At 55.1% G+C, this 21,400-nt stretch carries 15 protein-coding genes and 2 pseudogenes; 12 read left to right on the forward strand and 5 right to left on the reverse strand.

The window, feature by feature from the left end; translation table 11 throughout:
• Window positions 1–7: 7 nt before the first annotated feature.
• Both PSEUDOMOFG3G_RS11085 and PSEUDOMOFG3G_RS11090 read right to left on the reverse strand, forming a co-directional pair.
• The gene (locus PSEUDOMOFG3G_RS11085) at window positions 8–628 is read right to left on the reverse strand and encodes a DJ-1/PfpI family protein (RefSeq protein WP_139049944.1); all 621 of its coding nucleotides are present in this window, start codon (window positions 626–628) and stop codon (window positions 8–10) included.
• Between the two features lie 151 nt (window positions 629–779).
• Complete coding sequence (locus tag PSEUDOMOFG3G_RS11090) at window positions 780–1,697, reverse strand: LysR family transcriptional regulator (RefSeq protein WP_139049945.1); 918 nt, start codon at window positions 1,695–1,697, stop codon at window positions 780–782.
• Between the two features lie 206 nt (window positions 1,698–1,903).
• Between PSEUDOMOFG3G_RS11090 and PSEUDOMOFG3G_RS11095 the strand changes: the two genes are divergently transcribed.
• The 11 genes and pseudogenes from PSEUDOMOFG3G_RS11095 (at window position 1,904) to PSEUDOMOFG3G_RS11135 (ending at window position 14,192) form a co-directional block, all read left to right on the forward strand.
• Window positions 1,904–3,079 carry an efflux RND transporter periplasmic adaptor subunit gene (locus tag PSEUDOMOFG3G_RS11095; RefSeq protein ID WP_139049946.1) on the forward strand — a complete coding sequence of 392 codons (1,176 nt, stop codon included), beginning with the start codon at window positions 1,904–1,906 and terminating at the stop codon, window positions 3,077–3,079.
• Window positions 3,076–6,282 (forward strand): efflux RND transporter permease subunit, encoded by a 3,207-nt coding sequence (locus tag PSEUDOMOFG3G_RS11100; RefSeq protein ID WP_139049947.1) that lies wholly within the window; start codon window positions 3,076–3,078, stop codon window positions 6,280–6,282. Before PSEUDOMOFG3G_RS11095 ends, PSEUDOMOFG3G_RS11100 begins: the two co-directional genes overlap by 4 nt.
• A complete protein-coding gene (locus PSEUDOMOFG3G_RS11105; RefSeq protein ID WP_139049948.1) occupies window positions 6,279–7,808 on the forward strand; it encodes an efflux transporter outer membrane subunit in 1,530 nt (509 codons plus the stop codon). Before PSEUDOMOFG3G_RS11100 ends, PSEUDOMOFG3G_RS11105 begins: the two co-directional genes overlap by 4 nt.
• Window positions 7,809–7,908: 100 nt before the next feature.
• Window positions 7,909–8,997 carry an NADH:flavin oxidoreductase gene (locus tag PSEUDOMOFG3G_RS11110; protein WP_139049949.1) on the forward strand — a complete coding sequence of 363 codons (1,089 nt, stop codon included), beginning with the start codon at window positions 7,909–7,911 and terminating at the stop codon, window positions 8,995–8,997.
• A gap of 183 nt (window positions 8,998–9,180) precedes the next feature.
• A pseudogene (locus tag PSEUDOMOFG3G_RS28370) lies at window positions 9,181–10,002 on the forward strand (cache domain-containing protein); the annotation flags it as partial.
• A 102-nt stretch (window positions 10,003–10,104) separates the two neighbouring features.
• Window positions 10,105–10,860 carry a methyl-accepting chemotaxis protein gene (locus PSEUDOMOFG3G_RS28375; RefSeq protein ID WP_373685074.1) on the forward strand — a complete coding sequence of 252 codons (756 nt, stop codon included), beginning with the start codon at window positions 10,105–10,107 and terminating at the stop codon, window positions 10,858–10,860.
• 94 nt (window positions 10,861–10,954) lie between these two features.
• Complete coding sequence (locus PSEUDOMOFG3G_RS11120; protein ID WP_139049951.1) at window positions 10,955–11,260, forward strand: antibiotic biosynthesis monooxygenase; 306 nt, start codon at window positions 10,955–10,957, stop codon at window positions 11,258–11,260.
• Complete coding sequence (locus PSEUDOMOFG3G_RS11125; RefSeq protein WP_139049952.1) at window positions 11,260–11,610, forward strand: LysR family transcriptional regulator; 351 nt, start codon at window positions 11,260–11,262, stop codon at window positions 11,608–11,610. The genes PSEUDOMOFG3G_RS11120 and PSEUDOMOFG3G_RS11125 overlap by 1 nt, the downstream gene beginning before the upstream one ends.
• A 6-nt stretch (window positions 11,611–11,616) precedes the next feature.
• Complete coding sequence (locus PSEUDOMOFG3G_RS11130; protein ID WP_373685070.1) at window positions 11,617–12,753, forward strand: methyl-accepting chemotaxis protein; 1,137 nt, start codon at window positions 11,617–11,619, stop codon at window positions 12,751–12,753.
• 8 nt (window positions 12,754–12,761) lie between these two features.
• Window positions 12,762–13,247, forward strand: a pseudogene (locus PSEUDOMOFG3G_RS28380) (methyl-accepting chemotaxis protein); the annotation flags it as partial.
• A 33-nt stretch (window positions 13,248–13,280) separates the two neighbouring features.
• A complete protein-coding gene (locus PSEUDOMOFG3G_RS11135; RefSeq protein ID WP_139049953.1) occupies window positions 13,281–14,192 on the forward strand; it encodes a LysR family transcriptional regulator in 912 nt (303 codons plus the stop codon).
• A gap of 59 nt (window positions 14,193–14,251) precedes the next feature.
• On the opposite strand, the gene gstA is transcribed toward PSEUDOMOFG3G_RS11135, so the two are convergent.
• The gene (gstA, locus tag PSEUDOMOFG3G_RS11140; protein WP_139049954.1) at window positions 14,252–14,854 is read right to left on the reverse strand and encodes a glutathione transferase GstA; all 603 of its coding nucleotides are present in this window, start codon (window positions 14,852–14,854) and stop codon (window positions 14,252–14,254) included.
• A 12-nt stretch (window positions 14,855–14,866) separates the two neighbouring features.
• Window positions 14,867–15,736 carry a glutathione-dependent disulfide-bond oxidoreductase gene (gene yghU / locus PSEUDOMOFG3G_RS11145; RefSeq protein ID WP_139049955.1) on the reverse strand — a complete coding sequence of 290 codons (870 nt, stop codon included), beginning with the start codon at window positions 15,734–15,736 and terminating at the stop codon, window positions 14,867–14,869.
• Between the two features lie 1,348 nt (window positions 15,737–17,084).
• On the opposite strand from yghU, the gene PSEUDOMOFG3G_RS11150 reads away from it, so the two are divergent.
• Window positions 17,085–18,365 (forward strand): serine/threonine transporter, encoded by a 1,281-nt coding sequence (locus PSEUDOMOFG3G_RS11150; protein ID WP_139049956.1) that lies wholly within the window; start codon window positions 17,085–17,087, stop codon window positions 18,363–18,365.
• A 263-nt stretch (window positions 18,366–18,628) separates the two neighbouring features.
• Here PSEUDOMOFG3G_RS11150 and acnB read toward each other — a convergent pair whose 3' ends face one another.
• Window positions 18,629–21,229: a bifunctional aconitate hydratase 2/2-methylisocitrate dehydratase gene (gene acnB / locus PSEUDOMOFG3G_RS11155; protein WP_047225746.1), complete on the reverse strand. Its 2,601-nt coding sequence runs from the start codon at window positions 21,227–21,229 to the stop codon at window positions 18,629–18,631.
• Window positions 21,230–21,400: the final 171 nt, after the last annotated feature.

Below are 21,400 nucleotides of genomic sequence, written 5' to 3' on the forward strand. Positions count from 1 at the left end.
TACTTAATTAAACTTGAGCGGTTTCGTACCAATGTCTATCTGGTGTGGGAAATCGCATGATTTTGCGAATAGTGTCGGCGTTAGATTTGTTTGTCAGCATTTCAATTAACAAAAAAGCAACTTCCGATGCGGTGCCAGGACCGCTGGAGGTAATGATGTTTTTGTCGCGGACGATTGGCTGATCAATGAACATTGCCCCTGTGTCGACAAGCTGCTGCTTCCTGCGCCCACCGACTTGATGATAAATCGTAGCCTTCCTGTCTTGCAGCGCTCCGGCATGTCCCAGACTCAGTGATGAAACACAAACGCTCGCAACAATTTTCTGTACGTGGATAAAGTGCTTGATAGCGGCTAGATACGGTTCACTCAACGCTTCCTCGTAGAATCCGCTGGGTTCGAACCCCCCAGGTAGCGCCAGTGCATCAAATTCATTGAGGTCCAAATCTGCCAGCATTCGGTTTGGCCGAATAGTGATATCGAAAGTAGAAACGATTTCTGGCCTGAGTCCCGCCATTACCAGTTCAATTCTTTCATCCCCTAGCAGATCAGCCCAACCGAGGATGTCGGTAAACGCAGCCATTTCCATTGGCTCAACTCCATTTGCGAGCAGCATCAAGACCTTTTTCACACTCTTTCTCCATCAACGGCAGGCGTCAGCCTGTCTACCGGATTAATGGGCGGGATACTTGATGGTTTGCTCCTCGGTTACAACCCTCGGATTTGCAATAAATAATTCCACTGTGTGAAAAAAAGCGTTGGGGGGCAGCGCCATGTGCCGTTCATGTCGATCGCCAACCAGGTTCTGCCTCACGAACGACATCGGCTACCCAGTCCACGAACGCTCGCACGGTGGGTGAAAGGTGACGGTTTTTGGGGTAGATGACAGACAGCGGAACTGAAGGAGCGGAGTAGTCGCTCAGTATGGGCTGAAGGCGGCCACTCATGAGGTGCTGAATCACCATGTAGCTTCCTGCGCGAATGATCCCCAAGCCTTCGAGGGCGCATGCTACGTACGCATCCGTATCGTTGACGATGAGGCGCTCCGGCATCCTGATACAGCGGTCCTCGCCATCCACAACGTAGTGCCATTCCATCGAGCGTGCCGTTCGACTCGATAAGTAGCCCACGGCTTGATGGCCGGCCAAATCCTCAAGGGACTTCGGCGTCCCGTGAAGAGCGAGGTACTCCGGCGAGGCGCATGTTATCCAGTCAAAGCCGCCAATGCGTTTTGCAACCAGCGTCGAAGAGTCTTCAGGGGTTCCCGTACGGATGACGCAATCAATACCCTCCTGAACCAATTCGACGGTTCGGTCAGACATTGTCAAAGTCAGTTCAACGTCTGGAAAACGAGACTGGAAGTCCTTGATCGAGGGCAGGACAACAAGGCGCGCGAGGGACAGTGTCATGTCTACTCGCAAGCGGCCACGAGGCTTTCCGGCAGATCCCGGGAAGCTGGACTCGACAGCCTCAACGTCGGCCAGTAATCGCCTGCAGTGATCGTAATAGAACGTGCCATCCGGGGTCAGGCTGATATGGCGAGTGGTCCGTCTTAACAGACAGACGCCGAGAAATGCCTCCAGATCTTTCACCGCGCGCGTTACCCGCGAAGGTGGTAGGGAAAGACTATCGGCTGCCCGACTGAAGCTGTGCATTTCGACGACGCGAGTAAAGATTTGCATTGATTGGAGGCGGTTCACTTCATCACTCCTTACCAAAATTTGTTCTCATTCAAGCAATAAGTATGACTTGTTTTTCTTGAGTTTTACCTATTTATGCCACTTTTGCGCGGACGAAAGGTGGTAATTATTCCAAAAAAGGCAATAAATTTACCCAGGTTTTGATCTAGATGTCCATGCGAAGCGTGCTCAGACTCCAAGCTATCCAACTTGGCTAGGCACATCACATGAATCCCTTGAAGAAACATCATCTAGCGGTCCTGACGGTTGCCATCGCAGTGATTGGCGGCGGGAGTGTCCTCTTGACTAATGGTTCGCAAGTACACGCAGAAGCAGCCGCGGTACTGCCGACCGTGAAGTACCAACCAGCACTGCAACGTGCGGTGTCGGACTCGCAGGACTACACCGGTCGCCTCGAAGCGGTGGACGTCGTAGACGTGCGACCAAAAGTGCCGGGAACGTTGCTGACCGTGCATTTCAAGGCCGGTCAGCATGTTCGTCAGGGCGAGCTTCTTTTCACGATTGACCCGGCGCCGCTTGAGACCCAGGTGCGTCAGGCGCAGGCGAACCTATCCGTTACTGAAGAGCGCAAACGGCTTACGGAACTCGAGCGGGCTCGTGGGAAAAGGCTGATGGAGTCGAACTCAATCGCGCGCAGAGAGTTTGACGTGCTCGACAATGCGGCCCGAGAGGCGGCGGCATCTTTGAAAGGAGCGCAGGCTGCATTGGCTGAGGCTCAATTGCAGCTCAGCTACACACAAGTGAGGGCGCCGATTGCAGGGCGTATCTCACGCGCGGAAATCACGGCGGGCAACGTAGTAGGGGCAGGCGGGGATGCGACACCGCTCACCCGAATTGTTTCTGACGACAAGCTCTACGCGTCTTTCAACGTGGACGAGCAGAGCTACCTGCGAATCATCGCACCCTCGCTGCAGGCCGGTGCGCAACCGGTGGTCAAAGTTGGTCTTGCTAACGATAACGCCTACCCCTACGCGGCCATCATCGAGGCGATCGATAACCAGATGGATACTCGTTCGGGAACGGTGCGAGTTCGCGCCCGGATTGACCGTGTGAGCCCCGAAATGCTCCCGGGTCTCCAGGCAAGAGTCCATCTTCAGGGAGGGAAGCCTTACAACGCCGTGATGGTCGACGATGCCGTCGTGGGTACCGATCAAGACCGCAAGTACGTGCTGATCGTGAACGCTCAGAACAAGGTCGAACGGCGTTTCGTCGAGCTCGGCGTTCTCCAGGGAAAAGAACGGGTTCTACGCAGCGGAGTTGAAGCGGGTACCAGGATCATTGTGGACGGAGCATTCCGGGCTCCACCGGGTTCCGAGGTATCTGCGGTCGCCGCCGACGTTCAGAAGGAGCCCGTCAGTGCCTCAATCGGAGGCCGGTCGTGAACATCTCTAAATTCTTCATCGATCGTCCCATCTTTGCGTGTGTGCTGTCTGCGCTGATCCTGCTCGCTGGGATAGTTTCCGCGTTTAATATGCCGGTCTCGGAATACCCACAGGTCATTCCTCCCTCAGTTGTGGTGCATGCTCAATACCCGGGCGCGAACGCAAAGACCATCGCGGAAACAGTTGCGGCACCACTGGAGCAGTCCATTAACGGTGTGCAAGACATGCTGTACATGGATTCGAAAGCCAGCGGTGACGGACACCTGTATCTGACGGTGACTTTCAAGCTCGGAACCGATCCCGATAAAGCTCAACAGTTCGTGCAAACGCGTGTGTCCCAGGCTCAAGCGCGACTTCCCGAGGATGTTCAACGGCTGGGCGTTACGGCAATTAAGAACTCGCCCATCATCACCATTGCCGTACACATGGTTTCGCCGAATGGCACCTACGACAATAACTACGTGAGCAACTACGCGATCCTCCACGTGAAGGATCGTTTGGCAAGAATTGCAGGTGTTGGTGAAGTGTCGATCTGGGGGCCTGGGGGTTATGCCATGCGTGTGTGGCTGAACCCAGCCGCGCTGGCTGAGCGTGGCCTGAGCGCCAACGATGTTGCCGACGCCATTCGCCGTCAAAACATTCAGGCCGCAGTCGGTACCATCGGCAGCGCACCTACCCCTTCGGACACTGCCTTCCAGCTTAACGTCAACGCCGACGGGCGACTCAAATCCCCTGAAGAGTTCCAGAGGATTGTCATCAAGTCCGATGCTCGTGGGGCGATCACTCGGTTGGGCGATGTCGCTCGAGTAGAGCTCGGCGCTGAGGACTATGGCATCCGTGCAACACTGGATAACGCACCCGCCGTCGCAGTGACAGTGCAAGAAGCGCCTGGGGCAAACTCGCTGGAGATTTCTCGAGAAGTGCACCGAGTCATGGAGGAGCTCGAGAAGGATTTCCCGCAAGACCTGATTTACCGCGTGGTGTATGAGCCGAGTCGTGCGGTCCAAAGTGGTATCGATGCGGTTGTCGAAACACTTCTCGAATCCGTGGCGCTGGTAGTACTGGTCGTGTTCCTGTTCCTGCAAACATGGCGTGCATCGATCATCCCGTTGCTGGCAGTGCCGATATCGATCATCGGCACATTTACCTTCTTGCTGCTGGCTGGATACTCCATCAACACGCTGTCGCTATTTGGGCTGGTGGTCGCGATAGGAATTGTGGTCGACGATGCCATCGTGGTGGTCGAGAACGTGGAGCGAAACATCGCGCGCGGGCTCAGTCCCCGTGAGGCGACGTACCAGGCGATGCGAGAGGTCAGTGGTCCTATCATTGCCATCGCTCTGACCCTGTCCGCTGTTTTCCTTCCGCTGGCTTTCCTTAGTGGGTTGACCGGTGAGTTTTACAAACAGTTCGCGGTCACCATCGCCATTTCGACACTGATCTCTGCCGTGAACTCGCTGACGCTGTCCCCGGCGCTTTCGGCCTTGCTCTTGAAGGGACATGGCGAAGCGCCCGATGCCGTGACTCGTGTGACGCACAAACTGTTTGGCCGCTTCTTCGGACGCTTCAATCGGACCTTTGATCGAGCCTCCGTTGGATACGGTGGAAGCATCGGTGGTTTGGTAAAGCACAAGGGCGCAATGCTCGTGGTGTACGCCGGATTGCTCGCTGCTACCTGGTGGCTTACGGGTCATGTTCCCGGCGGTTTTGTCCCTGCACAGGACAAGGAATATCTAGTCAGCCTCGCCCAGTTGCCGGAAGGATCGACACTGGATCGCACCGAAGCAACCATGAACCTGATGAATGAGATGGCGCTCAAACATCCTGCGGTCATGGGGACCTCGGCCTACAGCGGCCTTTCGATCAACGCGGTAACGAAGAGCTCCAGTACTGCGCTGAGCTTCGTTCTGCTCAAACCGTTCAAGGACCGCAACGGCATCAGCGCCAATCAGGTTGCGGCCGACCTGGCCCATGAGTTCAGCACTATTGGTAACGCCTTCACCGGTATTTTCCCACCTCCGCCGGTCTATGGTCTGGGCACGCTGGGAGGCTTCAAGTTACAGATCGAGGATCGGTCGGACCTGGGCTATGAGGAACTGTACAAAGCGACTCAGGCCTTCATCAAAAAGGCGTCCCAAGCGCCGGAACTCGGCCCGCTGTTTTCAACCTATACGGTGAACGTTCCTCAGCTGAAGATTGATATCGATCGTGCAAAAGCGCTCCAGCTCGGTGTGGACACGCCAGCGATATTCGATACGTTGCAAGCTTTCCTTGGTTCGTATTACGTCAATGACTTCAACTTCCTTGGGCGTGTCTATCAAGTACGGATGCAGGCCGACAATCAATACCGCTCCAAACCGGATGACATTGGGCAACTGCACGTACGCAGTGAGTCCGGACAGATGATCCCGCTCGCCTCAGTGGCGAAGGTGAGTCAGACCTACGGTCCAGATCAAGTCGTTCGCTACAACGGTTTCACGGCGGCTGACATCGGCGGAAGTCCTGCCCCCGGCTATTCATCGGACCAAGCAATGGCCGCTATTCAAAGGGTCGCTTCCGAAACGCTGCCAGCCGGCATGACCTATGAATGGACCGACCTGACGTATCAACAAATCATCGCAGGCAATACCGCGGTCTGGATTCTTCCGCTCTGCGTCCTCCTGGTGTTTTTCGTCCTGGCCGCCCAGTACGAGAGCCTGACGCTGCCGTTGGCCATCATCCTGATCATCCCAATGAGCATCTTCTCCGCATTGCTCGGCGTATGGCTCACAAAGGGTGACAACAACATTTTCACGCAGATCGGTCTCATCGTGCTCGTGGGCCTGGCGTCGAAAAACGCCATCCTGATTGTCGAGTTTGCCCGCGAGCTGGAGATAGCCGGGAAATCCACGGTCAACGCAGTGATCGAAGCCTGTCGGCTGCGTCTGCGGCCGATCCTAATGACTTCAATCGCCTTCATCATGGGCGTCATTCCTCTCGTCTTGTCCACGGGTGCAGGCGCGGAGATGCGCCAGGCGATGGGCATTTCAGTTTTCTTTGGAATGATTGGCGTCACGCTTTTCGGTCTGTTCCTTACACCGCTGTTTTACGTGGTCGTTCGGGCACTTGGCGGAGGAAAACCATTGCACTCTGCAGCGCATCACAAAGCTCCGGCCCTCGCCCCTCATCATCTTGAACAGAAGCAGCCGGAGGGCCTGGTATGACCAATCGAATCCACACACGCCTGCGTGGGGCACGCGCGAACAAGAGTGCAATTGCACTGGCGATCGGTGTGTCGCTTCTGACAGCGTGCTCGTTGACGCCCGTCGAGAACAGACCGGACTTCGACGTGCCGGCGAATTTTGCAGAGTCCCATCACCAGGCACTTGTCCCATTGAAGCCAACTGAAGAGCCTGGTCGATGGCAGCCGGCAGAACCCGCGGACCAGCAAAAACCTTCTCCATGGTGGAAGGTGCTGGGCGACCCTACGCTTGAGCAACTGGAAGAGCAGGCTCTCGTAGCCAACCCCGATGTCACCATCGCAATGGCGCGGCTCAAGCAATCACGGGCCCTCACCGCCCGAAGCCAGGCAGCCCGTTTCCCGGACGTAGACCTAGGCTTCGGCCCGACTCGCCAGCGCACTTCAGGTGCCGCTGACGGGTATGGAGATGGCGCGCCAGGAACCACGCAAACATTGTGGCGAGCGCAGGCCACCGTGGGCTACGAAGTTGACCTTTTTGGTCGTGTCTCGGCAGGGATCGCAGCCGCACAGGCTGATGCAGCTCAGCAGCAAGCATTGGCCCATCAGATGTTGCTGCTGGTTCAGGCCGACGTCGCTAGAACCTACTTCAGCCTGCGGCAACTGGAAGGTGAACATCGTTTGCTACGGGAAACTGTAAAGCTTCGGGAAGACACCGAGACGCTGTTGCAACGAAGACTTAGTGACGGCGACGTGGCCAGCTATGTTGTCGACCAGGCAAAGACAGAACTGTTCTCTGCGCGCGCTGAACAATTGGCGGTGGAGCGTCAGTACGCACTGGTCGCGCACGCGTTGGCGACTTTGCTGGGCAAGCCTCCGGCGTCGTTCACACTTGAGCCAAAACCCTTGGAAAACGTCACCGTTCAGATTCCGCCAGGTATCCCATCGACGTTACTTGAGCGTCGACCGGACATCGCAGCCGCGGAGCGAGCTATGGCCGCCGAGAACGCCAGGGTCGGCGTGGCAAAGGCGGCCTTTTTCCCTTCGCTCTCGCTCACTGGGGCTGTGGGCTATGAGTCGACGGATCTGGGAAATCTGACCAATTGGTCGCAGCGGACTTTCCTTTTGGGTCCATTTGTAGGAACGGCCTTGAGCTTGCCCATCTTTGATGGCGGAAGACGTGAGGCCGACATCGCCCGCGCCCGTGCAGCCTACGAAGAGAGGGTCGCTGAGTATCGCAAGACCGTACTCCAGGCCTTCCGCGAAGTTGAGGACTCATTAGTGTCCATCAGGACCCTGGATGAGCGAATCGTCCATCAGCGCGGTGGAGAAGAAGCATCGTCCCGCGTCGCACGGTCTGCGCAGCAAAGATTCGATGAGGGGGATGTCGACTACCTGGTGGTGGTTGATGCGCAGCGTACCCTGCTGCGTAGTCAGCAATCGCTTATCCAGTCAGAAGGCGAGCGTGCTCGAGCGACCGTGGACCTGGTGCGCGCACTCGGAGGGGGCTGGCAAGTCTCCGACGTTGAAAAGCCCGGGACGAAAGGCTGACAGGGAAGGGGGCGAAGGGCCTTTCGAACTCGTCTGGCCCTTTACCCGACGCTGCTGGTCGATGTTGGTAAGACGCACTTGTCAGTTGGAGATTTTTTACATGTCCGTTTCAGATTTATTCAAACCGCTCACGCTCTTGCATGGCCCGGCAATGAGAAACCGTTTCATGCTGGCCCCGCTTACCAATCAACAGAGTGGGCGTGACGGTCTCGCGTCCGAATTCGATCAGGAATGGATCAGACAGGTTGCGCAAGGTGGTTACGCATTGATGCAAACCTGCGCCACGCATGTAGAGGAAACGGGTATCGGATTTGACCGGCAGTTGGGCATCTTCAGCGACGCTCATCTACCAGGTTTGACGCAGATGGCCACTTCGATTCGTGAAGGTGGCGGTCTCTCTGCGGTGCAACTGCACCATGCGGGACACCGCGCAAATCCGTTGCTGGGAGGCGTTCCAGCGCCTGCTTCCGATTACACAGTACCGGGCGTCAGGGCGTTGTCGACTGAAGAGGTTGAGCGCATTCGCGACAGCTTCATTGCCGGCGCGAAAAGAGCCGAGTTGGCAGGGTTTGATGGTGTCGCAGTTCACGGTGCTTTCGGGTGGATTCTGTCGGAATTCATGTCCCCGCAATTCAACGACCGTACAGATAAATATGGCGGTAGCCTTGAGAACCGTGCTCGCCTCACTCTTGAAGTCATCGAAGGTATTCGACGCGAATGTGGTCCTGACTTTCAGATCGGCTGGCGATTGTCGGTCGAGCGCTACGGGCTGCTTCTGGAGGAACTGCGTGATATTACCGCGGATATTCTGGATCGCGAGGTGATCGACTATCTGGATCTGGCTCTTTGGGACTCCGCTCAAATAGTGCAAGACGGGACGTTCAGGGGGCAGAGCATGCTGAGTGTCTTCACAGAGCTTCCGCGTAGAGGAGTAAGGGTAGGGACAGCAGGCAAGATTATGAGCGCCCAGCGTGCCGGGCAATTGATGGACGAAGGGTGCGACTTTGTGTTGATTGGCCGGGCCGGCATTCTTCAGCGCGACTTCCCTCTTCAAGTGCAGGCAAACCCCTTCTATGACAGTCCGAAACTTCCAGTGACGGCTGACTATTTGCGCAAGGCCGGGTTGAGCGAGCGATTTATCAATCACATGCGCGGATGGCAGAGCTTTGTTCTACGTGGAAGTCTGTGAGATCAAGGGTGTCAGGAACATTGCTCAGAATTAAACGACGGGGTGCTGGATAAATATCTGGTATCCATTCTATTGATCAGTAAGCGCCTTCAAGAGTTTATTGAGCGATTCAATTTTTGTCGGCTAAGAATCTTCACACAATAAAATATCGATGGTTTTTTATCCTGTTAAGGGGAGGGCGTCGTGTTTCTTAAATTTCGCAGTAAAGTCATATTGCTCGCCGTTATTCCGAGCTTTTCTCTGGCGCTGATCATCAGCGGAATAATTTGGTTTGTATTACAAAGTCTGGCGGCAGAGGAGGTCGAGCAAACCAGGGAGTTGCTTCTGGAAGAGCGCAAACTTGCCCTCAAGAATTATCAGCAAATCGCAGAGGCTGCTATCAAGCCAATTTACGATGCCTCGGCCCAGGGAGATATGGAGGCTCGCAAACAAGCCATTGCCATTCTCAAGACGCTCCAGTTCGACAAGACGAGTTATTTTGCTGGGTATACGTCCGGCAGTGTGCGTGTTTTTTGGTCTGATAAAGACCAGGATATTGGAAAGGATTTTTCGGACGTCAAGGATGCCAACGGGATCTATGTGATTCGCGGCCTCGTCGCCGCCAGTAAATCAGGGCCTTCATTTTTCAGATATGACTGGCCAACGCCGGGCAGTGACAAGCCAGTTCCAAAGATCGGTTATTACCATTACCTTCCTAAATGGGATATGTCGTTTGGCACTCAAGTCAATCTGGATGACGTAGAAGAACGTGTACAGATCATTGCGACATCTATGCAGACGCGCTTGGGTGCTTCTGCCGCAATGATCGTAACGGTAGTGGCATTGCTGCTGCTGATCGTTGCAGTCGTAGCTGCTTTCCTGGGTAATGGCTTGGTTAAACCTATCTTGATAATCAAGCAGAATCTCGATGATATCGCTGCCGGAGACGGTGACCTGACACGCCGTCTGCCCGACGGAAACGACGATGAACTAGGCGCACTGTCGAAGTCGTTCAACCGATTTGTCGAAAAAATTCATGGGCTGGTCCGACAGATTTATGAGATGACAACTCAATTGGCACTGTTGGTCGACAATGTATCTATTCAGGCTTCTCGTTCCGAAAAAGCGATGGCAGGGCAGCGACTTGAGACCGATCAGGTTGCCACCGCCATTCACGAAATGTCGGCGGCAGCTCAACAGGTTTCTGCCAGTGCGCAAAGTGCTTCGCAGGCTGCTCGCGAAGGCTCCGATGTGAGCAGCGAAGCCAAGTCTGTCGTGAACAAGAGCATCACCAGCATCCATGCATTGATTTCGGATGTTAACCAAACGAGTGCTTCGCTCGACAACCTCCGTTCAGATGTTCATTCGATCGCGAGCGTTGTGGACGTTATCCGATCAATTGCCGAACAGACAAACCTGCTGGCACTCAATGCTGCAATCGAGGCAGCGCGAGCAGGAGATGCTGGCCGTGGATTTGCTGTAGTGGCAGATGAAGTACGAGCGCTTGCCAGTCGTACCCAGCAAAGCACCGTAGAGATCAACGAAATGATCAGTTCATTGCAGCGCGGCGCCGAAGAAGCGGTGGTCGCCATGGCGCGCTCCAGCGAGTCCGGCGAGACCACCGGGAAGCTGGCAAATCAGGCCGGAGAGTCATTGGACTCGATTGCGCTGTTGATCGAAACCATCAACGACATGAACGCACAAATTGCCAGCGCTTCAGAAGAGCAGACATCGGTTGCCGAGGAAATCAATCGCAGCATGACCGCCATTGCCCACGCAGTGGATGCTGTTGCAGATGATGCGTTGGTCGGTGCGAACACAGCACGAAAACTTACGGACCTCGGCGAACGACTACGGTTACAGGTCAAGCAATTCAAGATTTGATGGATCTTTGAAGTGTAAAACCTTTCATAGTTATAGCCGACGTTACAGTTCTGTCCGGAGAAGCAGGTCAAAGTAGTTTAATAGGGGTATTGCCATGTTAATCAACGCTGTCAGCACTCTTGAAATCGAAATTGCAGAGGGCAATGTAAGCGATCTCAAATGCTGCGTTGCAAACTACATCTCTAGATTTGAAAAAATGCCCGGCTGCTTGGCCTACGGGTTAGCTCACAGTGCATTGTATCCTAACCTTTGGTTACTGAGTGGCTACTGGGAAAACAAGGAAACGATGCATGCTCATTTTATCGCTTCAGAGTTCAACACATTAATTTGGATGATTGGCCAGCGTTCACTGGGTGTTCGGTTCGCCAGCTACTTTCCGCATACTGGCGGAGAAGCTTGATGCCAATTGATCAAACGATCTTCCACAAGTTTGACCTCAATTCGTTAGTGACGTTTTTGGTAATTTATCAGGAGAGAGGTGTATCCAGGGCGGCCAAATCGCTGAAAGTGACGCAACCTGCAGTCAGCAATGTGCTGAGCAAACTCCGGGCGAGATTTGACGATCCGCTCTTCATTCCTTGTGGGCGAGTGGTGCGACCGACCCATAAGGCAGATTTGATTGCTGAAGTGCTGGCACCCGCGATGATCATCGTACAAGAGCTCATCACTCAGGATGCGATAGATAAAGGAGCTGTATGCCCGACGACACAACAGACGAAAGCAGAAAATTTCAGCCTGACAGGAAAATAAATAAAAATGTTTCACAAGGATAAATTCTCAACGAAATTGCAGAGTGCTTTTTTTTTATGTGCCTGTATCACGCTGCTCGTTGGATCAATTGGAATTGCGGGAGTCGGACGGTTAGCAGACGCGTTGTCGAAGACCTATTCTGAGGATCTGATAGCGGTCTCCAGCGTGGGAAATATATTGAGCGGGGTGACGGCACACAATCGGGGGGTCTATCGCTTGATAAACGCCAAGGCGCTAAATGCTCCCGAGGCCGATATCCAAAGACTGCACAGCGAAATAACAAACAGTCTTGACACTGCAGAACGAACGTTGAGCGCTTCGCGCGATCTTCTTCAGGGCAAAGATAAAGATGTTTTCAAGAATATTGACGAGCGCTGGTCAAGCTATGTCGCGACCTCACGCAAGGCTCTCGAGCATATCAATAATGGTGAAATCGAGGTTGCACAGAAGCAGCTTGATATCGGGAACCTCCATGTTTTCAGAGAGCTGCGACAGAATTTGCGAGAAATGGTGGCTCACAATGACAAAGGTATTCAGGACGGCGCCAAGCGGGCCATGGAGCTGCGTCAGACTGTATTCTCTCAGTTGATCATCGGTATCGTTGCCGCCTTTTTATTTGCCTTGGGCACTGGCGTCATCATTACGCGCATGATCACCCGCCCACTGGCCGAAGCCGTGGCAAGTGCCGAGCGTATTGCCAGTGGCGATCTCACGCACCCGATTTGCACTGAGCGCTCTGATGAGGCAGGCCGACTCCTGGCCGCGTTGAGCGATATGCAGATCAGTCTCAAGAATACACTGCTGGAAATAGCGAGCGCAGCGGATCAACTGGCGACATCCTCAGAAGAACTGAGCGCGGTCACCGATGAGAGTACACGTAGCCTGATCCGGCAAAATGATGAGATTCAACATGCCGCGACTGCTGTCACGGAGATGACCAATGCTATAGAGCACGTGGCCACAAATGCGGTGTCCACATCGGATGCCTCACGACACGCCACAGACGAGGCGGAGGATGGGCGCAACCAGGTCGAGCGGACAGTCGACGGCATTCATATCGTACTAAGTGATATTCAGAGGTCATCCGAGACAGTTACTGATTTGGCTTCGCGTGTGCACAACATCACTGGGTCCTGGATGTGATCCGCAGCATCTCCGAACAGACCAATTTACTGGCGTTGAACGCTGCGATTGAAGCAGCGCGCGCTGGCGAACAGGGCCGAGGATTTGCGGTGGTCGCCGATGAGGTCCGTGCGCTGGCTCATCGAACGCAAGCATCAACGGTCGAGATTGAAACCATGATTGGCGCGGTGAAGACCGATGCCGACAGCGCCGTGGCCGCGATGGGCAAGAGTCTTGCGGTGGCAACGGCTACCCAAAACAAGGCGCGTCAGGCAGGTATCGCGCTAGAGCAAATCGCACGAAACGTCTATCAGATCAACGAACGTAACCTGGTGATTGCCTCCGCCTCCGAACAACAGGCGCAAGTCGCTCGGGAAGTCGACAAAAATCTACACAACATCCAACAGCTTTCTGAACAAACCACCGCCGGAGCGAACCAGACGGCAGGATCCAGTCGAGAACTGTCCCACCTTGCGGCCTCATTCAATATGATGGTTTCGAAATTTAAACTGTAAAAAGCGATTGGCTTCGTGCACTCAAGGAACAAAATGAACAAATTCCAAGCAATGGAGGTGTTCGTCCAGGTGGTGGATACCGGCGGATTCAATCGTGCGGCTGAAAACCTGAAGCTTCCCAAGGCAACCGTCACCACCTTGATACAGTCGTTGGAAACTTCTCTATCGGTGAAGTTGTTGAACCGAACCACCCGTCACGTCAGTGTAACTTCCGATGGGGCTGCCTACTATGAGAGGTGCGTACAGATCCTTTCAGACGTTCGCGATGCCGAGGACTCATTAATACTAAACCGCCTGAATCCATCAGGGCGTCTGCGCGTCGACGCTCCTACCGGCCTGGCCAGCGACGTGATCATTCCTGCTCTTCCTGATTTCTTCGCGTTGTATCCGGATATCCGATTGGAACTGGGTTGCAGCGATCGTCCGGTTGACCTGGTGGAAGAGGGCGTGGATTGCGCGATACGCGGTGGTCGTCGCTTGGCTGACTCTCGGTTGATTGCGCGCCGGGTTGGAACCATGAATTACGTCACTTGCGCCTCACCCGCCTATCTGGAGCAACACGGGCGACCAACGCACCCCGACGATCTTGTGCATCATCGCTGTGTGAATTACTTCTCCTCCCGTGGGGGTAAACCCTTTGATTGGTATTTCACGCGAGGAGGTGAAAGCGTTCAGGTCGCGCTATCCAGTCACATTGCGCTCAGCGACAGTTATGCTTACACGTGCGCGGGCCTGTCAGGGCTGGGTATTGTGCAAATGGCCAATTTTTTGATGACATCCTTTATCGAGGACGGACGATTAATTCCGATACTGGAAGACTGGACCAATGAACCGCTACCTATTCATGTCGTATATCCGCAGAACCGTCACCTTTCGGCCAAGGTTCGTGTGTTTGTGGAGTGGATCGCGGATCTGTTTTCCAATCACCCGACGATGCGTGAATAAAGACCTGCAAAACTCCACATTACAAATAACCATGGAGCTTTGCAGAGGCGCTTATTTAATCAAAGCTGCTCGGCTGCTAAAGCATCGCGAACGCTTGGCCGCTGCTCCATTCGGGCCATGAATTTCTGAATGGAGGTGTATTTGGATAGGTCAATATTCACTCGTGGTGCCCAAGTCAAAACGTTGTACAAGTAAGCATCCGCGATTGAAAATTTGTCGCCTAAAATATAGTCGTTGTTAGATAGGTGCTTTTCAATATATTCAAAATGAACGCTCATGTTGCCTTCCGCAAAACGGATCTTTGACGCTCCATCTACAAACGATGAAAACATCACGCCCATGCCTTTATGCAAATCAGAAGCTACAAAGTTTAACCATTCCAGGGCCCTATAGCGCTCCCAGGTACCAAATTCAGGTAAAAGTTTACGCTCAGGGTTGCCATCTGCAATCCATTGCAAAATTACCGCCCCTTCAGTAAGGACGTCTCCGTTCTTTAATTTCAAGGCCGGCACGTAGCCTTTTGGCGTTACCTTGTAATAATTACCTTCAATAGTCGTTTTGGTGGCGAAGTCGACTTTGATAAGTTCAAATTTCTGCTCGGACTCGCGCAATGCGATTTGTGAAGCAAGGCCGCAAGAGCCAGGCGCAAAATACAGTTTCACAGTACCTTCCTTCTATTTTATCAACGATTCAAAATCACGTGCATCATGACGCTCTCGCAAGAACTCGCCCGGAGCTCCTGAGATGCGGTTAACGACTCTGCCGCGCGCAACTGCGGGTCGTGCGGCAATCGCGTGATACCAGCGCAGCAGATGCTCGTATTCCTCTACAGCGAGAAACTCGTGTGCGGCGTAAACACCGTAAAGACTGCCGGGGTACCACGGCCAAACAGCCATATCTGCGATCGTATATTCGTCCCCCGCAAGGAATTCATTTGATGCCAGGTGAGTGTCTAGGACATGCAGCTGTCGTTTGGTTTCCATCGCATAACGATCGATCGCGTACTCGATCTTGATTGGCGCATAGGCGTAGAAATGGCCTAGGCCACCGCCAACGAAAGGAGCGGATCCCATTTGCCACATCAGCCAGTTGAAAGTCTCGGCTCGTGCTCTAGGGTTAGTGGGCAGGAACGCGCCGAACTGCTCCGCAAGGTAGACCAGGATCGAGCCGCTCTCGAAAACCCGCGTAACGGGCTCCGTTGTATGGTCCACAAGCGCTGGAATCTTGGAGTTGGGGTTGATATTGACGAAGTCGCTGCCGAACTGGTCTCCTTCGAAAATATCTATCAGCCATGCATCATATTCAGCACCCGAATACCCTGCCGCCAGTAGCTCCTCCAGCATGATCGTGATCTTCTGACCATTCGGCGTTCCCTGCGAGTAAAGCTGTAGGGGGTGTTTACCTACCGGGAGCTTTTGTACGAACCGGGAACCTGATACCGAGCGATTGATGCTGGCAAATTGGCCGCCGTAGGTGGTCTTCGGACTCCAGACCTTAGCCGGCATGTAGCCTGCGGGCAGGTTCTCATGAGAATTGTCTGACATCGATTACTCCTTATGTCGGAGATATTCAGAATGTTTAAAAGGCCGTATGAAATACCATAAAGCGACTTGCAGTAAGCTCGCGTCGAAATGCTATCGAGGCTTGGGGAATTGATATATAGCCAGAGCGCGAATTCACAATTCACCAATTCGAATAATGTCGTGGCGTGATGGGTGTAGAAAGTTTAACTCCACCAAATGTGATACTCGTGAATCAAGGAAGATTTTTTCCGCCACACGCGAGCGTCACCTCTGCAGTAGCCCTGCCTTCATCAAACACCGCGAGCAGCTTTTTACCTGTCTCGCTTCCGTTGTCATAATCCAGAATTATTTTATGTGCTCCATTAGGAGTAATTGCTCGATCCTATCGAGCATAATGTGAATGCCCCAAAAATTTCCTAAAGGATCGAAAATTATTTCATCGATTACAACCACGGTGGCTGTCAGGGCCAAAGACTTGGCGATCGGTCAGAGAGCCATCGTTGAGCACACGTAACCTTGAAACTCGCATTGCGCAGGTCTCGGCAACGTATAACCACTCTTGATAGGCGTCTAGTCTGATTTAATTTGTAAAATTAAATCCATCGACAACGACTCTCAATCTTCAATTTTCGTATAAGGCAATATAACCGCCGCAGACATTGGGCCCATCGCCTCCATCCAGTTTTTAATGCGTCATGTTGAGCTTTAGGGTTAGCCATCCAGCTCGACCGCGACAGCAATAACCGTCCTTCGGGGCGTTTAGAGGCTGACGTCGGGAAAACTTATGAGGCGTCAGCGCGCGGGCTCCTAACGTGTTTATCTGCCACGGCGCAGACACATCCATATCCAGGCCGAAGCGACATGTGCTCCGCGATAAGACTCATCATCAAGAGAGGGGTCTATCGATCACCTTGTAAATCAGGTCTCGCTAGCTGGAAGGAGCCTCTTTCCCAACCTGTTTAGCCGTGGCGCGAACGGTTTGTTCGGTTCCGTAGATACGAGTTGGCAGCAGAAGGGCTATAGGTATCGTGCTGATCAATCATCAGAGCGGCCATAAATCGGGGGATCAGGTGCGCGAAGTGTTTGAAATCATCCGCTCAAGTTATTACTCCCACCTGATGTCGGCGGGGCTCTTATCGGCATTCCAAGGATCGTGAAAAAGTCAAAAAAATTCTGAAAACCTATGAAATGAAAGCACCAGCAAATGCTTTCGCAGTGAGCTACTTACAACCGCTCCTCAGCTAAGTCTTTGCTTCTGCTCGTTAATCCCGGACAATCGCGCCCCTGTTTCGGCCAGGGCGCTGCCTGTCGGGGTTTCCCGACTCGTCCTGGTCGGGTGCATGTGACCGGAATGCGGAGATCCGACCGGATGAATGATCAGGCCACTAGCGTCGAAGAACGCTTTGAAACGACAGCCCCAGCTACGCTCAGCCAGTGGGGGCGGCATGACACTACTTGGATGTTGGGCCTGTTTGGCACCGCCATCGGTGCAGGTACTTTGTTTTTGCCCATCAACGCCGGCCTCGGCGGTTTCTGGCCGTTGTTGATCCTGGCGTTGCTAGCCTTTCCCATGACGTTCTACGCCCACCGGGGGCTGACCCGTTTCGTGTTGTCCGGCCGTGAAGGCGCGGACATCACTGACGTGGTGGAGGAGCATTTCGGTATCAAGGCCGGTGCACTGATCACGTTGCTGTACTTCTTTGCAATTTTCCCGATCCTGCTGATCTACAGCGTGGCGCTGACCAATACGGTGGGCAGCTTCCTGGAGCATCAACTGCATATCCAGCCGCCACCTCGGGTGGTGCTGTCGCTGGTGTTGATCCTGGGTTTGCTGGCAGTGGTGCGATGCGGGGAGCAGGCGATCGTCAAGGCCATGAGCCTGATGGTCTATCCGTTTATCGTAGCGTTGCTGTTCCTGGCGGTGTTTTTGATCCCGCACTGGAACGGTGGCATTCTGACCACAGCGTCCACGCTGCCTGAACCTTCGGCGCTGCTGCACACTTTGTGGCTGGCGATTCCGGTGATGGTGTTCTCGTTCAATCACTCGCCGATCATCTCGGCGTTTGCGGTGGATCAGAAGCGTCGCCATGGCGATAACGCCGAAGTGCGCAGCTCGCAGATCCTCTCGCGCGCCCATGTGCTGATGGTGGTGATGGTGCTGTTCTTTGTGTTCAGTTGTGTTTTGACGCTTTCCCCGTCGCAACTGGCCGAGGCCAAGGCGCAGAATCTGTCGATCCTGTCGTACCTGGCCAACCACTTTAGTAATCCGACCATCGCTTTTGCCGCGCCATTGATTGCGTTCGTGGCGATCTCAAAGTCCTTCCTCGGGCATTACATTGGCGCCAGCGAAGGCCTCAAGGGCCTGATCGTCAAGAGCGGTCGACGTCCGGCGGCAAAGACCCTGGACCGTCTGACCGCAGCGTTCATGTTGGTGGTGTGCTGGATCGTCGCCACCCTTAACCCGAGCATCCTGGGCATGATCGAAACCCTGGGCGGCCCGGTAATCGCGGCGATCCTGTTCCTGATGCCGATGTACGCCATCCAAAAGGTCCCGGCCATGGCCCGTTACCGCGGCCAGGCGTCCAATGTATTTGTCGCGCTGGTGGGGTTGGTGGCGATTACTGCGTTGGTCTACTCCCTAATGGCCTGATAACACAGGCCCCTTGGGGAAGCGGGCTTGCTCGCGAAAGCGGTGTTTCAGTTGGCATGGATGCTGGCTATCCGGTCGCCATCGCGAGCAAGCTCGCTCCCACAGTGTGTCCGAGGTGTTCATAGGCATCGCATCCACCGAAAGTCCCCTGTGGGAGCGAGCTTGCTCGCGATAGCGGCCTGCCAGCTTGCATCGAAATCCCAGGCATAAAAAAACGCCGCCCCTCGCAAGAAGGGCGGCGTTTTTAGTCGAGCGTTGAAGCCTTAGGCTTGAACGACCGGGATGTTGGCATTGGCAGCCGCTTCACGGAACTCGGCGATCTGGTCGAAGCTCAGGTAGCGGTACACGTCCGCTGCCATGCTGTCGATCTTGCCGGCGTATTCCATGTACTCCTCGACGGTCGGCAGGCGACCCAGGATAGACGCCACGGATGCCAGTTCGGCCGAAGCCAGGTAGACATTCGCGCCGTCGCCCAGACGGTTCGGGAAGTTACGGGTCGAAGTCGATACCACAGTGGAGTTCGGTTCCACGCGTGCCTGGTTACCCATGCACAGCGAGCAGCCTGGCATTTCCATCCGTGCACCGGCCTTGCCGTAGATGCCGTAGTAGCCTTCTTCGGTGAGCTGGTGAGCGTCCATCTTGGTCGGCGGCGAGAGCCACAGACGGGTTGGCAACTGACCCTTGACCTGTTCCAGCAACTTACCGGCAGCGCGGAAGTGGCCGATGTTGGTCATGCACGAACCGATGAACACTTCGTCGATCTTCTGCCCAGCGACGCTGGAGAGCAGGCGGGCATCGTCCGGGTCGTTCGGCGCGCAGAGCACAGGCTCCTTGACGTCGGCCAGGTCGATCTCGATGACTTCGGCGTATTCGGCGTCCTTGTCGGCTTCCAGCAGTTCCGGGTTGGCCAGCCAGGCTTCCATCGCCTGGGCACGACGCTCCAGGGTGCGGGCATCGCCGTAGCCTTCGCCGATCATCCAGCGCAGCAGGGTGATGTTCGATTGCAGGTATTCGGCAATCGATTCCTTGGACAGCTTGATGGTGCAACCGGCAGCCGAACGTTCGGCCGAGGCGTCGGACAGTTCGAACGCTTGCTCGACGGTCAGGGTTTCAAGGCCTTCGATTTCCAGGATGCGGCCGGAGAAGGCGTTCTTCTTGCCTTTCTTCTCGACGGTCAACAGACCTTTCTGGATCGCGTAGTAAGGGATGGCGTGAACCAGGTCACGCAGGGTGACGCCTGGTTGCAGCTTGCCCTTGAAGCGAACCAGGATCGATTCCGGCATGTCCAGCGGCATGACGCCAGTGGCGGCGGCGAACGCCACCAGGCCAGAACCGGCCGGGAACGAGATACCGATCGGGAAACGGGTGTGGGAGTCACCACCGGTGCCGACGGTGTCCGGCAGCAGCATGCGGTTCAGCCAGCTATGGATGATGCCGTCGCCCGGACGCAGGGACACGCCGCCACGGGTCATGATGAAGTCAGGCAGGGTGTGGTGAGTGGTCACGTCGATCGGCTTTGGATAGGCCGCGGTGTGGCAGAAGGACTGCATCACCAGATCGGTCGAGAAGCCCAGGCACGCCAGGTCTTTCAATTCGTCGCGGGTCATCGGGCCAGTGGTGTCCTGGGAACCGACGGTGGTCATCTTCGGCTCGCAGTAGGTGCCCGGACGAACGCCGGTCACGCCGCAGGCCTTGCCGACCATTTTCTGCGCCAGGGTGAAACCCTTGGTGCTTTCGGCCGGGGCTTCCGGCTTCTTGAACAGGTCCGAAGCGGGCAGGCCCAGCTCGGCACGTGCCTTCTCGGTCAGGCCGCGACCGATGATCAGCGGGATACGGCCGCCGGCACGCACTTCGTCCAACAGGACCGGGGTCTTCATTTCGAAGGTGGCCAGGACTTCATCAGTGCCGTGCTTGCAGACTTTGCCAGCATGCGGGTACAGGTCGATCACGTCGCCCATGTGCATGTTGGACACATCGAATTCGATCGGCAGGGCGCCGGCGTCTTCCATGGTGTTGTAGAAAATCGGGGCGATCTTGCTGCCGAAGCAGAAACCACCGGCGCGCTTGTTCGGCACGTAAGGCACGTCGTCACCGAAGAACCACAGCACCGAGTTGGTGGCTGATTTACGCGACGAACCGGTACCGACCACGTCACCGACGTAGGCGATCGGGAAGCCCTGGCCGCGCATCTCTTCGATCTGCTTCATCGGGCCGGTCTTGCCTTGTTCATCCGGCACGATACCGTCACGGGCCATTTTCAGCATGGCCAGGGCGTGCAGTGGGATGTCCGGGCGGGACCAGGCGTCAGGAGCCGGGGAGAGGTCGTCGGTGTTGGTTTCGCCGGTAACCTTGAACACCCGAAGGCTGATCTTGTCGGCCAGCACAGGGCGGTTCTTGAACCACTCGCCGTCGGCCCAGGATTGCAGCACGCCCTTGGCGTGAACGTTGCCATTGCGGGCTTTTTCAGCCACGTCGTGGAAGGCGTCGAACATCAGCAGTGTGTGCTTGAGTTCTTCGGCGGCTACGGGCGCCAGTTCGGCGTCGTCCAGCAGGTCCACCAGGGTCACGATGTTGTAGCCGCCCTGCATGGTGCCGAGCAGTTCAACGGCGCGCTTCTTGTCCAGCAGAGGGGATTGGGCTTCGCCTTTGGCCAGGGCGGACAGGAAACCGGCCTTCACGTAGGCGGCTTCGTCGACTCCAGGCGGAACGCGATTGGTGATCAGGTCAACGAGGAAAGCTTCTTCGCCAGCCGGAGGATTCTTCAGCAGCTCGATCAGGCCTGCGGTTTGTTCGGCGTTAAGCGGCTGGGGAACGATACCCAGTGCTGCACGCTCTTCGATATGTTTGCGGTAGGCTTCAAGCACAGTTATTACCCTCATCAGTGGTCCCAAATGGGTGTCCGGGACGCTCATCCAGAAACCCACGGTACTCATGCGCGTCGGAGGCTTTTTGAGCCACCACGCCAGAGTTTCCGCGAGTTCCTCACAGAAGCTGCTTTCAAAGTTTTACGCCTGCAGAACGGGGAGCTGATGAGG

It is taken from the genome of Pseudomonas sp. FG-3G (genome assembly GCF_901007645.1).
GTDB classification, from domain to species: domain Bacteria; phylum Pseudomonadota; class Gammaproteobacteria; order Pseudomonadales; family Pseudomonadaceae; genus Aquipseudomonas; species Aquipseudomonas rhizophila.